Source organism: Gordonia sp. (in: high G+C Gram-positive bacteria) (assembly GCF_047600385.1).
Lineage (GTDB): Bacteria > Actinomycetota > Actinomycetes > Mycobacteriales > Mycobacteriaceae > Gordonia.
Genome location: NZ_JASGKZ010000001.1, coordinates 2736802 through 2750974, shown reverse-complemented (window position 1 = coordinate 2750974; position 14173 = coordinate 2736802). Strand labels below are relative to the sequence as shown.

Below are 14173 nucleotides of genomic sequence, written 5' to 3'. Positions count from 1 at the left end.
CCTGCTCATCCGGTCCGGTTCACTGCTCCAGCAGCCACGTGAGCAGCGCCTTCTGCGCGTGCAGACGGTTCTCGGCCTCGTCGAACACCACGCTGGCCGGGCCGTCGATCACCTCGTCGGTGATCTCCTCGCCGCGGTGCGCAGGCAGGCAGTGCAGGACGATCGCGTTCGCGGCGGCGTGGGCCAGGAGAGCGGCGTTGATCTGGTAGGGCCGGAACGGGCCGACGCGGTCGAGTCCGTCGCCCTCCTGCCCCATCGACGTCCAGGTGTCGGTGGTCAGGACGTCGGCGCCGGTCACCGCGGCGACCGGATCGTCGATCACCTCGACGCTGCCGCCGGTCTCGGCGGCCCGCGCGCGGACCGCGTCGAGGATCTCCGGATCCGGGGCGAAACCCTCCGGCCCGGACAGCCGCACGTGCATCCCGGCGGTGACTCCGCCGAGAGCGAGCGAGTGGGCCATGTTGTTGGCGGTGTCGCCGAGGTAGGTCATGGTCAGGCCCGCCGGATCGCCCCGGTGCTCGCGGACGGTGAGCAGGTCGGCGAGCACCTGGCACGGGTGGAAGCTGTCGGAGAGGGCGTTGACCACCGGGATCGTCGCATGCTCGGCGAGTTCGGTCAGTCGGTCCTGGCCGAACGTGCGCCACACGATCGCGTCGACGTACCGCGACAGCACCCGGCCGGTGTCGGCCAGCGACTCGTCGCGCCCCATCTGCGTCCGCGTCCCGTCGACGACGACGGCGTGCCCGCCGAGCTGGGCGATGCCCACCTCGAAGGAGAAGCGGGTCCGCGTGGAGTTCTTGTCGAAGATCACGCCGACGCCGCGCGGGCCGGCGAGCGGCTTGCGCCCGAAGGGGTCGGCCTTCATCTCCGCGGCGAGGTCGAGGATCGCGGACTGTTCCGCGGGCGACAGATCGTCGTCCCGCAGGAGATGCCGAACTGTCATGACCGGTCCTTCTTCTCCGCCGTGGCGTTCTTCTCCGCTGCCGCGGTCTTCTCCGCTGTCGTGGCGGCCGCCCGATCCAGGATCGCCGGCAGCGCGGACACGAAGTCGGCGGCCTGCTCCGCCGAGAGGATCAGCGGCGGCGCCAGTCTCAGCACGTCCGGTGCGGGGGCGTTGATCAGGTATCCGTGGTCGCGGGCGGCGAGGTCGACGGCCGCCGAGATCGGCTCGGTGAGCACGATGCCGAGCAGCAACCCGTCGCCCCGCACCCCCTTGATCAGCGGATGTCCCAGGTCTTCGATCCCGGTGGCCAGGGCCTTGCCGACGGCGTCGACGTGGTCGAGCAGCGCGTGCTCACGGATGCGGCGGAGCACGGTGAGCGCCGCGGCGGCCGCGGCGGGGTTGCCGCCGAAGGTGGTGCCGTGCTGGCCGGGACCGAACAGGTCGGCGGCGGGTCCGGTCGCGATCACCGCACCGATCGGCAGTCCGCCGCCGAGCCCCTTGGCCAGGGTGATCACGTCGGGCACGATGCCGACGCGCTGGTGCGCGAACATCGCTCCGGTCCGGCCGATGCCGGTCTGCACCTCGTCCAGGATCAGCAGGGCGCCGTGTTCGGCGGTGATGCGGCGGGCGGCGGCCAGATAGTCCGGCCCCGGTACGACGACGCCGTTCTCCCCCTGGATCGGCTCCAGGATCACCGCGGCGGTCTCGGCGGACACCGCGGCCTCGAGCGCGGCGACGTCCCCGTAGGGCACGAAGTCGACGCCGGCCGGCATGGGCTCGAACGGCGCGCGTTTGGCCGGCTGCCCGGTCATCGCGAGCGCACCCATCGTCCGGCCGTGGAATCCGCCCTCGGCGGCGATGATCTGCGGTCGGCCGGTGAGCCGGGCCAGTTTGAACGCCGCCTCGTTGGCCTCGGTCCCCGAGTTGCACAGGAACACCCGGCCCGACGGTCCGCCGTCGGCACCGTCGCCGACGCCGAACGCATCGAGCAGGGCCTCGGCCAGTTCGACGACGACGGGCGAGATGTACAGGTTCGAGACGTGTCCCAGGGTGCCGAGCTGCTCGGCCACCGCCCGCACCAGCTCCGGGTCGGCGTGGCCGAGTGCGTTCACCGCGATACCGCCGAGCAGATCGAGGTACCGCTTGCCGTCGGCGTCGTAGACCACCGCGCCCTCGCCGCGCACCAGTGCGACCGGCGGGGTGCCGTAGTTGTTCATCAGCGCGGCGGACCAGCGCTGCTGCAGCGGGGCGGTCATGACTTGCCTTTCGGCTCGGGGGTCTTCGTGGTCCGGCTCAGGGAGCCGAACTTCTCGACTCCGCTGGACGGGCGGCGCACCACGGTGGTGCCCGCGGTCGAGGAGGTGAGCAGTGCGGCGAGCACCGCGTGCGGCTCCCGGCCGTCGATCACGTGGGCGGCGCCGACGGCGCCCTCCACGGCGCGCAGGCACGCCTCCATCTTCGGGATCATCCCCGCGTCGAGCCGCGGCAGCAGCTCGGTCAGCGTCGCCGCGTCGATCTCCGACACCAGCGAACCGCGATCGGGCCAGTCGGTGTAGAGCCCCTCGACGTCGGTGAGCATCACCAGGTGTTCGGCGCCGAGCGCGTCGGCGACGGCCCCGGCGGCGGTGTCGGCGTTGATGTTGTGCACCACGCCGTCGACGTCGGGGGCGATGGTGGAGATCACCGGGATCCGGCCCGCGGCGATCAGATCGTCGACGGCGGAGGTGTTCACCGCGACGATGTCGCCGACCAGACCGATGTCGACCTGCTCGCCGTCGACGCGCGCGGTGCGCCGCACCGCGGTGAACAGGTGGGCGTCCTCGCCGGTCAGACCCACCGCGTAGGGGCCGTGGGCGTTGATCAGTCCGACCAGTTCGCGGCCGACCTGCCCGAACAGCACCATCCGGGCCACGTCCATCACCTCGGGGGTGGTGACGCGGAAACCGCCGCGGAACTCCCCCTCCAGGCCGAGACGTCTCAGCATGGCCGAGATCTGCGGGCCGCCGCCGTGCACGACGATCGGGTGGATCCCGCAGGCGCGCAGCAGCACCATGTCGGCGGCGAAGGCGGCCTTGAGGTCGTCGTCGACCATGGCGTTGCCGCCGTACTTCACCACGACGCGACGGCCGTGGAGCGCCTGCAGCGCGGGCAGGGACTCGGCGAGGATCGAGGCCTTGACGAGGGGGGTCGGGTCGGCGGGCTGCGCGGGGGGCGTGGAGGTGCTCATGTGGTGTAGGCCGAGTTCTCTTCGACGTAGGCGTGGGACAGGTCGGTGGTGCGCACGGTGGCCTCGGCGTCGCCGAGACCGAGGTCGGCGACGACGTCGATGCGGTCGCCGCTCAGGTCGACGGCGTCGCGCGCGCCGGGCACGCCGGTGCCGTTCTCGCACACCGTGACCTCGTTGAAGGCGACGGTGATCCGATCCGGGTCGATCTGCACCGGGGTGACGCCGATGGCCGCCAGCACGCGGCCCCAGTTGGGGTCGGAGCCGAACAGCGCGGTCTTGACCAGCGAGTCGCGGGCGACCGACCGGGCGATCACCAGGGCGTCGTCCTCGGTGCGGGCACCGCTGACGGTGATCGACGCCCGCTTGGTGACGCCCTCGGCGTCGTTCTGGAGCTGTGCGGCGAGGTCGTCGCACACGGCGTAGACGGCGGCGTCGAGCTGTTCCTGGGTGATCTCGATCTGGCTGGCGCCGGACGAGAGCAGCAGCACCGTGTCGTTGGTGGACATGGAGCCGTCGATGTCGAGGCGGTCGAAGGTGAGCGCGGTGGCCCGCCGCAGCGCGGTGTCGAGCATGTCCGCCGAGACCTTGGCGTCGGTGGTCAGGACGACGAGCATGGTGGCCAGCGAGGGCGCCATCATGCCGGCGCCCTTGGCCATGCCGCCGACGTTCCACCGGCCCGGATGGTGCAGGGCGACCTGCTTGGGGATCGTGTCGGTGGTCATGATCGCGTACGCCGCGTCGGTGCCGCCCTCCAGACCGCCGCCCATCTCGTGCACGATCTCGGTGACGCCCGCGAGGACCTTGTCCATCGGGAGCCGTTCGCCGATGATGCCGGTGGAGCAGACGGCCACCTCGACCGCGCCGGTCTCGGTGCCCCAGTTCGACAGCGTCTCGGCGACGGCCTCGGCGGTGGCGTGGGTGTCCTGGAACCCGCCCGGACCGGTGCACGCGTTGGCGCCGCCGGAGTTGAGGATCACCGCGCGCACGCGCTGGGACTTGAGGACCTCCTGCGACCACAGCACCGGCGCGGCCTTCACCTGGTTCCGGGTGAAGACACCCGCCGCGGCGAGGTCCGGGCCCTCGTTGAACACGAGCGCGAGGTCGGACTTGCCGGACGGTTTGAGCCCCGCGGTGAGCCCCGCGGCCCGGAATCCGAGCGGCGCGGTGACGCCCTGGCGTCGCATCATGCGCGAGCCGATCAACTGATCCAGATGCTTGTCGACGATCGACTGCTTCGCTTCGGTCACGGCGCCACTCCCACGGTGCTCAATCCTTCGGTCTCGCCCCAGCCCAGTGCCAGGTTCATCGATTGCACGGCGGCACCACCGGTGCCCTTGGTCAGATTGTCCACTGCCCCGACGGCGACGAGCAGACCGGCCCGCTCGTCGACGGCGAGACCGATCTGGATCGCGTTGCTGCCGACCACCGCCCCGGTCTCCGGGAACTCGCCCGCGGGGAGGACGTGGAGGAAGGCCTCGTCGTCGTACGCCTTCGCGTAGACCTCGCGGACCTGCTCGATCGTCTCGGCGCCGGTGGAGAGCCGGGCGGTGCAGGTGGCCAGGATGCCGCGCGACATCGGGACCAGCACCGGGGTGAAGGAGACGTCGACGGGCTGTCCGGCGGCCGCCGAGTACGCCTGGATCATCTCCGGGGTGTGCCGGTGCGTGCCGCCGACGCCGTAGGCCCGCGACGAGCCCAGCACCTCGGAGGCCAGGAACGCCACCTTGGGCGACTTGCCCGCGCCGGAGGCGCCGGTGACCGCCGAGATCTGGACCCGCGGCTCCACCAGGCCCGCAGCGAGCGCGGGCGCCATGGTCAGGATGGAGACGGTCGGGAAGCAGCCGGGCACCGCGATCCGGCTCGCCCCGGTCAGCTCGTCCCGTCCCCGGAGCCCCGTGGCGGGGTCGACCACCAGCTCGGGCATGCCGTACGGCCAGGTGCCCGCGTGCTCGCCGCCGTAGTAGTGCGTCCACTCGGCGGCGTCCCGCAGCCGGAAGTCGGCACCGCAGTCGACGATCAGGGTCGACGGCGGGAGCGCGTTCGCGATCACCGCGGACTGGCCGTGCGGGAGGCCGAGGAACACGACGTCGTGCCCGGCGAGGACCTCGGGGGTGGTCTCCTCCAGGATCCGGTCGGCCAGCGGCAGCAGATGACGGTGGTGCTCGCCCAATCGGGTGCCGGCGTTGCCACCGGCCGTCAGCGATCCGATCTTCGAGCTCTCCGGCGGCCAGGCGCGGGTGGCCACACAGGAGGCGAAGGATCTCCCCACCCGCGTAACCACTGGCACCGGCCACTGCAATCCGTACGGTCATGAAATCATTATGCATAACTCTGCAATTTGATACACGCAGGCCCCCGGTATTCGCACCCCGTGCCGGATGTCAGAGGTCGCGCGTATCTTCTCGGCATGATGTTCGGGGGCCAGACCAGGCAGTCGGCGACGACGAGACCAGGCGGCGTACCAGCGGTCGACCTCATGATGCGCTGATTCGGGAGCTTGTGAGCAGGCCCCGAGGACACGGCGAGACCGACCTTCCTCGCATGACGACGAGGCCCGGGTGATCCCGATGTCACCCGCCGGCCGCCCGCCTCACTCGACGAGATCTTCGCCTGACCGCTGCCCCGCCGACCGCCGACCGCCGACGAACCGTCAGCCGAGTTGCTAAGCGCCGGACAGCCAGGCACTGAGCGCCACGGTGAGCATGAACAGGATCGCGAACGCGAAGATCGCGACCACCGACAGAATGATCAGCCGTATCGTCTTGGCCGGATGGTTCTCCACGTGGTGGTGCCACCCCTGCAGGACGAGGTACTCGTGGAGGAACCGCGTCAGCGGACTGTTCGGAGCGACCTCCAACTTCCCCGTCGCGGGCTCGTGGACCAGATTGAGCGAACCGCTGACGCCGCGGCCCGCGAGGATCGTCGACGGGACGCTCGTGCCGTCGAGCATCCGGGACCAGCCGCCGGGAAAACGATCGCCCGGTCCCAGGGACTCCCACTTGATCGGATCGAACTCGGACAACTCGTAGTGGTGTCGCTTCGCGTCGAAGGAGACGGTGGCCGCTTCGGTGCCGACTCGCACGAAGACGGCGTCGTCGCTCAGACGTGTGACGTGTCGTACGTCGCCACCGACCTTCTTCTCCAACCTGGCGATCGCCTCGTCTACGGACTCTTTCCTCGCGGTCATCTCTTCCTTTCAGAAACACCGGTTCGCCGATGGAGGGCTTCGACACGGTTCGTCACTGCGTTCCGCTCCGGCTCAGCCGGCTGATCTCGACTCCGCTCGATCACCGAAGAAGGGACTCGATCACTGAAGAAGGGACTCGATCACTGAAGAAGGGACTCGATCAACGAGTCTCCCTCGCTGATCGAGCGAAGTCGAGATCACACCTCGCTGATCCACGAGAACGAACCTCCTCTCGCTGATCGAGCGGAGTCGAGATCACGCCTTCCCGATCGGCCGGAGTGAGTCGCTCACTCCTCGTCGGCGGCCTCGGTCAGCGTGAGGATCGTGATCTCCGGCGGGGCCATCACGCGGACCGGCGGGCCCCAGGCGCCCGTGCCGCGTGACACGTACACCGGCACGTCGCCGACCGTGCCGAAACCGGCGTGGACCGGATTGGCCAGGCGCACCGCGTAGGTGAACGGCCAGAGCTGACCGTCGTGCGTGTGTCCGGACACCTGCAGGTCCACTCCCCGACCCTCGACGTCCTCGGCCTGGGACGGCTGATGGGCGGCGTAGATCAGGACGCGCGCGTCGTCGTGCCCGGCCAGAGCCTTGTCCGCGTCGGGTTCCCACGGCTCGGGGGCGGTCTTGTCGTAGATGCCGGCGAGGTCGATGGTCGCGCCGTCCCTGGTGATGGGCACGGTCTCGTTGCGGAGCGCGCGGATGCCGAGCGTCTCCCAGTAGTCCAGCCACGAACCGCCGTCGTCGGCGTAGTACTCGTGGTTGCCGCTGACCCCGTAGATGCCCAGCGGTGCACGAAGATCTTTCAGCGGTGCCAGGTCCTCGCCGACGTGCGTAATGGTGCCGTCGGCCAGGTCGCCGCCAAAGAGGATGAGGTCCGGTTTCTCTGCGGCGACCTTCTCCACGACGCCGCGAACGAAGGACTCGCCGCGGGCCGGGCCCACGTGCAGATCGGTGATCAGCGCGATCCGCGTGCCCTCGAACTGCACGGGCAGACCGGTCACGGCGACGGTCTCGTTCTTGATGCGCGGACGGGAGGCCTCGAACAGGCCGTAGCCGACGATCACCGCGACGACCACCACCAGCGCCGCGGACGACCCCGCGACCCAGCGTCGTCGACGGTCGAGCGAGACGGCCGGTGCCACATCGCGCACCTTCGCGACGCCCCGCAGGAGCAGTGACACCAGTCCGATGAGGAGGACGCCCAGGATCAGGTAGAACAGCGCCGCCCACCAGGTGAAGCCGACGAAACCGATCACTCGCGCCCACGCCGGGTCCAGCGCCCCGCCCACCGCGAACGCCGTCACGCCCAGCAGGGCGCCGACACCGAGGATCACGTCGACCGCTCGCGCCCACGCCCCGCGCAATCCGGTCGCGACGACCAGTCGGCGATGCAGCCAGTAGGTGAGCAGTCCGACCAGAGCGAGCCCGAGGACCGGGACGAGAAAGGTGCGCATGGACGTCTGCGATCAGCGCATGCGGGCGCCGACCGCTCCTCCCGCGTGTTCGACGGCCGCCAGCTTGGCGGCGTTGGCCTCGTCTTCGGTGAGGGTCCGGTCGGCGGCCCGGAAGGTCAGCGCGAAGGTGAGCGACTTGTTGCCCTCGCCCACCTGTTCGCCGTCGAAGACGTCGAACAGCGCGATCGCTTCGAGGAGTTCGCCCGCCCCCTCGACGAGGGCCTGCTGCACCCGCTGCGCAGGCACGTCCTGGGCCACGACGACGTTGACGTCCTGGAGCACCGCGGGGAACGGCGACACCTTCGGCGACGGCAGCACGGTCCGCAGCGGCAGCGCGTCGAGATCGATCTCCAGCGCGCAGAGCCGGGCCGGGAGTCCGGCGCGTTCGAGCACGGCGGGGTGCAGTTCGCCCGCGTGGCCGACGGTCCGCCCGTCCACCTCCAGGCGGGCGCAGCGGCCCGGGTGCCACGGCAAACGCTGATCGGCCACCAGGGTCGGTTCGACGCCGGCCGCGGCCGCGACGGTCCGGGCGGCCTCGAAGGCGTCGGAGAAGTCGGCGACACGGCCGGGTCCCCACGGCCCGGCGGGCTCGCGCAGACCGGTCAGGATCGCGCCGACGTGCACCGGCTGCTTCGGCAGCGAGGCGTCGAGCGCGGCCTGCTCCTCGTCGGAGGGGCGGCGGGTGACGTCCAGCGCCGGAACCACCGGCCCCTGACCGCCGCCGAGGACCACCTGGCCGATGGCGTACAGCTGCAGGTCGCGGTTGCCGCGCGCCAGGTTGCGGGCGGCCATCTCCAGCAGACCGGGCAGCAGCGTCGTGTTGAGTTCGGGTCGGTCCGACTCCAGCGGGTTCAGGACCTTGACGGTGTCGCGGCGCGGATCGTCGTCGTCCAGGCCCCACACGTCGAAGACACCGGCGGGCATGAACGGGTACGGCAGCACCTCGACGAAGCCTGCGGAGGCCAGCGAGATGCCCACGGCACGACGACGCCGCTGGCGCGGCGTCAGACCGGTCCCGCCGGGGGCGCTCGGGAGCACCGCGGGGATGTCCTCCAGCCCTTCCAGGCGCAGGACCTCCTCGACGAGGTCGGCGGGCTGCTTCAGGTCGGGGCGCCACGACGGCGGCGTCACGCTCAGGGTGCCCTCGACGTCGTCGACGGCGCAGCCCACCTCGCGGAGTCGGGCGACGGTGGTGCCCGCCGGGTACTCCACACCGGCGTACCGGTCGGGCAGGTCGGCCTCGATCACGATCGCCGGGGTGGCCGGGACCTCGACGCGGGCGTCGGCGAGCGGTCCGGCGAGGCGACCACCGGTGATCTCGACGATCAGCTCGGCGGCGCGATCGGAGGCCACCGCGGTGATCTCCTGGTCCACCAGTCGCTCGAACCGCTTGGCGGCCTCCGAACTCAGCTTGTGGCGCTTGCCGGTGCGGAAGACGCGGACCTGGTCGAAGTTCGCCGACTCCAGCAGGACGCGGGTGGTGGCGTCGGTGACCTCGGTGGCGGCCCCGCCCATCACTCCGGCCAGCGCGATGGGGCCGGAGTCGTCGGCGATCACGGCGTCCTCGGGATCCAGGGTGCGCTCCACGCCGTCGAGCGTGGTGAGCTTCTCCCCCGCCCGTGCGGCCCGGACGACGACGGTGCCGGTCACCTTGTCGGCGTCGAACGCGTGCAGCGGCTGCCCGAGTTCGATCATCACGTAGTTGGTGACGTCGACGATCGCCGAGATGGGCCGGATCCCGGCCACCATCAGGCGTTTGACCATCCACCACGGCGAGACGGCGGTCGCGTCGACGCCCTCGATCACGCGGGCGGTGTATCGGGTGGCCCCGCCGTCGTCGTCGAGGCGGACCGGCCAGGGGGCGGACGCTCCTTCGGCACGGGCTCCCTCGTCGCCCGACTCGGGACCGGTCACGACCCGTGCCCCGTTCGAGGACGGGGTCGCCGCCGGGTCCGCGTAGGGCACGGCGAAGGCGCTCGCCAGCTCCCGGCCGAGGCCGCGCATGGAGAAGGCGTAGCCGCGGTCCGGGGTTACGTTGACGTCGACGGCGACGTCGTCGAGCCCGAGGACGTCGTGTGCGCCGTCGCCCGGCTCGGCGGTGCCCGGGGCGAGCACCAGGATGCCGGCGTGGTCGGTGCCGATGCCCAGTTCGGAGACCGAGCAGATCATGCCCGCCGACATCTTGCCGTAGGTCTTGCGCGCCCCGATCTCGAAGCCGCCGGGGAGCACGCAGCCGGGCAGCGCGACCACGACGAGGTCGCCCTCGGCGAAGTTCCGGGCACCGCAGACGATCTCCTGCGGTGCGCCGGTCTCATTGGCCTGACCGACGTCCACCAGACAGAACCGGATCGGCTTCTTGAACTCGGTGAGCTCCTCGATCTGCGCGACGCGACCGATCACCAGCGGGCCGGTGATCTCCGGGAAGCGCTCGATCTCCTCGATCTCGAAGCCGACGCGGACGAAGCCGGCGTCGATCTCGTCGGTCGACGCCGACCAGTCGGGAGCACCGGCCTGGAGTGCTTCGGTCAGCCAGGACTGGGAGAGGCGCACGGGGAACTTCTTTCGGTATCAGTGCAGGTCAGTGCAGAGAGGTTCGGGCAGAACGATGCGGGGCTCAGCGGCCGGACGCGTCAGAGCGCGACGCCGAAGGGGGTGGTGAAGCGGACGTCGCCCTCCACCATGTCGCGCATGTCCGGCAGGTCGTTGCGGAACTGCAGGGTGCGTTCCAGGCCCATGCCGAAGGCGAAACCGGTGTACACGTCCGGGTCGATGCCCGAGGCGCGCAGCACGTTCGGGTCGACCATGCCGCAGCCGCCCCACTCGACCCAGCCGGGGCCGCCCTTCTTGCCCTCGAACCAGACGTCCACCTCGGCGGACGGTTCGGTGAACGGGAAGTAGGAGGCCCGCATGCGGGTGGTGGTGTCGGGACCGAAGAGCGCCTTCGCGAAGGTCTCCAGGGTGCCGCGCAGGTTCGCCAGGGTCAGCCCCCGGTCGACGGCCAGCCCCTCGATCTGGTGGAACACCGGGGTGTGGGTGGCGTCGAGTTCGTCGGTGCGGAAGGTGCGGCCCGGGCAGGCGACGTAGATCGGCACCTCGCGGTCCAGCATGGAGCGCACCTGCACCGGCGAGGTGTGGGTGCGCAGCACCTGCCGCGAGCCTTCGGGGGCCACGTAGAAGGTGTCCTGCATGGATCGTGCCGGGTGGTCCGGCAGGAAGTTGAGCGCGTCGAAGTTGTGGTGCTCGGTCTCCACCTCGGGGCCTTCGGCGATCTCCCAGCCCATGGCGACGAAGACGTCGGCCACCTGCTCGGCGATCACGGTGATCGGGTGTCGGGCGCCGGCCCGACGGCGAGCCGTCGGCAGGGTGACGTCGACGGTCTCGGCGACCAGGACCTGCGCGTCGCGCTGCGCGGTCAGTTCGGCGGTGCGCTCGTCGAGGGCGGCGGCCACCCGGCCGCGCATCTCGTTCACCAGCTTGCCGGCCGCGGCGCGCTCCTGCTTGGGCAGCGCGCCCAGGGCCCGCCGGGCCAGCGCCACGGGCGAACGGTCGCCGACGTGCGCGGTCTTGGCCTCGGCCAGCGCGTCGAGGTCAGCGGCCTCGGCGAACGCGGCGATCGCGGCGGTCACCGCCGCGGAGAGCGCTTCGGGGGTCGGGAACTCGAGCGGGGTCTTCTCGTCGGCCACGGATGGAGCGCTCCTCGCAGAATCGGACGGCTTTGTCACCGTCGAATTCTAGTGGACCTGGCCCGCCGCGGGCACATCGGGCGACGCGGCCGCCGCCGCGACCGCCCGGCGCCGTGGGGAGACCGCCGCAGTCGGTACCGGGTAGATCTACTCAGACCGTCTCTGCGCTTCTACTCGACTTGGCCTCGATCGGGTTTCGAGATGCCCTGATCGTCCTGTGAGAACGATAAGTTGATGCTCACCCCGTCCCCCGGGGCCCCCGCCAACAAGGAGGAATCGTGCCTGTCGCACCCGGTTCGCTCATCGCCGGCTATCGCGTCGTGGCCCAGCTCGGCTCCGGCGCCATGGGCGATGTGTACATCGTCGAGAACCCCCAGCTGCAGCGTCGTGAAGCGATGAAGGTGATCTCTGTCGGCGGAGCGTCGAACTCCGACTTCCAGCAGCGGTTCACCAACGAGGCGCGCACCGCCGCCGCCCTCGATCACCCCGGCATCATCACCGTCTACGCGTACGGCGTGGAGGACGACGCCCCGTGGTTCACCATGAGTTACCTCGACGGCCCCGATCTCGCCTCCGTCCGGTTGTCGGCGGCCGAGGTGGTCGCCGTGGTGGAGCAGGTGTCCGACGCCCTCGACTACGCGCACAGACGCCAGGTGGTCCACCGCGACGTCAAACCGGCCAACATCGTCATCACCCGTGACGAGAACGGCGCTCTGCGTCGCGCCGTCGTCCTCGACTTCGGCATCGCACGGCTCTCCGACTCGCCGCAGCTCACCGCGGCCAATTCGGTGGTCGGCACCATGGCGTACACCGCCCCCGAGATCATCTCCGGGCAGACCGCCGATGCCCGCTCCGACCAGTACGGGCTGGCGTGCACCACCTACACCCTGCTGGCCGGCACTCCGCCGTTCCAGGGCGACACGTCGGCCGCGATCATGATGGCGCACATCCAGCAGCCGACGCCGTCGCTCGCCCACGTCCGGCCCGACCTCGCTCCCCTGGCGCCGGTCCTCGAGCGCGCGATGGCCAAGGATCCGGCCGCCCGCTACCCCGGTTGCGCCGAGTTCGCCGCGGATCTGCGGCGGGCCCTCGGGCAGACGCAGTCGGGCACCGCCACGGCCGTCGCCCCGACCCCGCCCGCTCCTGCCGGATCGCACCCGTCGGCGCCCTCGCACCCGTCCGCTCCGGGGGTCGGCGGCCGACCCGCATATCCGAACCAGCAGTATCCGGGCCGGCAGCACCCGAACCAGCAGTACGCGGGTCCGCAGCATCCGGACCCGCAGTATCCGGGCCATCAGTCCCAACCCGGTATGCAGTCCTACCCCGGCCCGTACCCGGGCACCTCGCCGACGACCCACCCCGGCGCCACCGGGCCGCAGGCCGCGTGGGCCCCGTTCGGAGGCCTCCCCGGACAGGACGGTCCACCGGGAACCGGTCCCACCGCACCGAAGAAGAGCCGGAAGGGCCTCTGGATCGGTCTGGCCGCGGCCGTGGTCGTGCTCCTCGCCGTCGCGGGGACCGCCCCGCTGTGGTGGCCCCGCGCCGATCCGCCGCCCGCGGTCCCGACCGCCGCCGACCAGGCCCGGCTGGCCTCGGCGCACGGCACCGTCTGCGCGGTGCACGAGTCCGAGCTCTACTGCTGGGGCCGCAACGCCCAGGGCCAGGTGGGCGACGGTTCCAAGGAGAGCCGTTCCACCCCGGTCAAGGTGGCTCAGCTGACCGACGTCACGGCCGTGGCCGTCGGCGGCTACTTCACCGACCGGACCCCGGCCACGATCACGACGTGTGCGGTGGCCGGCGGCGACGCGTACTGCTGGGGTTCGGGTCTGTTCGGGGTCCTCGGCAACGGCGACAACAGCGAGTCCACCGCACCGGTCAAGGTGAGCGGACTCGGCGAGGTCACCGAGATCCGGACCGACATGCACACCACCTGCGCGATCTCCGACGGCGACGTCTACTGCTGGGGCTGGAACAACGACGGTGAGGGCGGCGGCAGCGGCGAGCTGAAGCAGCCGACCAAGGTCGCCGGGATCAGCGGCGTCACCTCGATCGAGATGGCCAAGGGCACCACCTGCGCGGTGACCGAGAAGAAGGAGGCCTACTGCTGGGGCTACAACCGCGACGGCCAGCTCGGCAACGGCGGCACCGGCCCGAGCAACGGCACCCCGGGACGCGTCGCCGGCCTGGAGAACGTCACCTCGATCTCGGTCGGTTCGGGCACCTACGACGTCCCGAGCACCGACACCAGGCTCCCGTTCACCCAGTCCTGCGCGGTGGCCGACGGCGAGGTGTACTGCTGGGGAGCCACGTTCGACGGTTCCGGCGCCAAGCACTCGCAGCCGACGCCCACCGTGGTCAACGGGTTGCCGGGCAAGGCGCACACCGTGACCGCCGACGTCTACACGGTGTGCGCCACCACCGAGGACGACCTCTACTGCTGGGGCACCAACAGTTACGGTCAGGCCGGCGGACCGGACGGAGTCAACATGGTCGACGCGCCGACCAAGATCAACGGACTCGGCAAGGTGACGGCCGCGGTGACCGGCACCAGCGTCACGTGTGCGCGGTCGGACGACAAGCTGTTCTGCTGGGGCGCCGACGCGGACGGTCAGATCGGCAACGGCAGCACCTCCGAGAAGGTCCTCGTCCCCACCCCGGTCGCACTCCCGTGATGAC

At 71.0% G+C, this 14173-nt stretch carries 9 protein-coding genes and 1 pseudogene; 1 reads left to right on the top strand and 9 read right to left on the bottom strand.

Annotated features, from left to right (window positions below):
- Window positions 1-19 precede the first annotated feature (19 nt).
- The 9 genes and pseudogenes from argF to pheS form a co-directional block, all read right to left on the bottom strand.
- Complete coding sequence (gene argF, locus QM809_RS12410) at window positions 20-943, bottom strand: ornithine carbamoyltransferase (protein ID WP_415046086.1); 924 nt, start codon at window positions 941-943, stop codon at window positions 20-22.
- A complete protein-coding gene (locus tag QM809_RS12405; RefSeq protein WP_415046085.1) occupies window positions 940-2199 on the bottom strand; it encodes an acetylornithine transaminase in 1260 nt (419 codons plus the stop codon). Before QM809_RS12405 ends, argF begins: the two co-directional genes overlap by 4 nt.
- The gene (argB, locus tag QM809_RS12400) at window positions 2196-3170 is read right to left on the bottom strand and encodes an acetylglutamate kinase (RefSeq protein ID WP_415046084.1); all 975 of its coding nucleotides are present in this window, start codon (window positions 3168-3170) and stop codon (window positions 2196-2198) included. The genes QM809_RS12405 and argB overlap by 4 nt, the downstream gene beginning before the upstream one ends.
- Window positions 3167-4357, bottom strand: coding sequence for a bifunctional glutamate N-acetyltransferase/amino-acid acetyltransferase ArgJ (gene argJ / locus QM809_RS12395; RefSeq protein ID WP_415047074.1), 1191 nt, complete (start codon window positions 4355-4357; stop codon window positions 3167-3169). Before argJ ends, argB begins: the two co-directional genes overlap by 4 nt.
- A gap of 56 nt (window positions 4358-4413) precedes the next feature.
- A pseudogene (argC, locus tag QM809_RS12390) lies at window positions 4414-5497 on the bottom strand (N-acetyl-gamma-glutamyl-phosphate reductase).
- 335 nt (window positions 5498-5832) lie between these two features.
- Window positions 5833-6357: a hypothetical protein gene (locus QM809_RS12385; RefSeq protein ID WP_415046083.1), complete on the bottom strand. Its 525-nt coding sequence runs from the start codon at window positions 6355-6357 to the stop codon at window positions 5833-5835.
- Between the two features lie 287 nt (window positions 6358-6644).
- A complete protein-coding gene (locus QM809_RS12380; protein ID WP_415046082.1) occupies window positions 6645-7814 on the bottom strand; it encodes a metallophosphoesterase in 1170 nt (389 codons plus the stop codon).
- 12 nt (window positions 7815-7826) lie between these two features.
- Entirely contained in the window at window positions 7827-10364 is a 2538-nt protein-coding gene (gene pheT, locus QM809_RS12375; protein WP_415046081.1) for a phenylalanine--tRNA ligase subunit beta, read from the bottom strand.
- Window positions 10365-10444: 80 nt separating this feature from the next.
- A complete protein-coding gene (gene pheS, locus QM809_RS12370; protein ID WP_415046080.1) occupies window positions 10445-11497 on the bottom strand; it encodes a phenylalanine--tRNA ligase subunit alpha in 1053 nt (350 codons plus the stop codon).
- Between the two features lie 278 nt (window positions 11498-11775).
- Here pheS and QM809_RS12365 point away from each other — a divergent pair, with 278 nt between their 5' ends.
- Window positions 11776-14169: a protein kinase domain-containing protein gene (locus QM809_RS12365; protein ID WP_415046079.1), complete on the top strand. Its 2394-nt coding sequence runs from the start codon at window positions 11776-11778 to the stop codon at window positions 14167-14169.
- Window positions 14170-14173 lie beyond the last annotated feature (4 nt).

Bases quoted from the DNA above. Each gene is read 5' to 3' on its own strand.
- argF (WP_415046086.1), bottom strand. From the start codon at position 943: ATGACAGTTCGGCATCTCCTGCGGGACGACGATCTGTCGCCCGCGGAA.
- argB (WP_415046084.1), bottom strand. From the start codon at position 3,170: ATGAGCACCTCCACGCCCCCCGCGCAGCCCGCCGACCCGACCCCCCTC.
- QM809_RS12380 (WP_415046082.1), bottom strand. From the start codon at position 7,814: ATGCGCACCTTTCTCGTCCCGGTCCTCGGGCTCGCTCTGGTCGGACTG.
- QM809_RS12405 (WP_415046085.1), bottom strand. From the start codon at position 2,199: ATGACCGCCCCGCTGCAGCAGCGCTGGTCCGCCGCGCTGATGAACAAC.
- argJ (WP_415047074.1), bottom strand. From the start codon at position 4,357: ATGATGCGACGCCAGGGCGTCACCGCGCCGCTCGGATTCCGGGCCGCG.
- QM809_RS12385 (WP_415046083.1), bottom strand. From the start codon at position 6,357: ATGACCGCGAGGAAAGAGTCCGTAGACGAGGCGATCGCCAGGTTGGAG.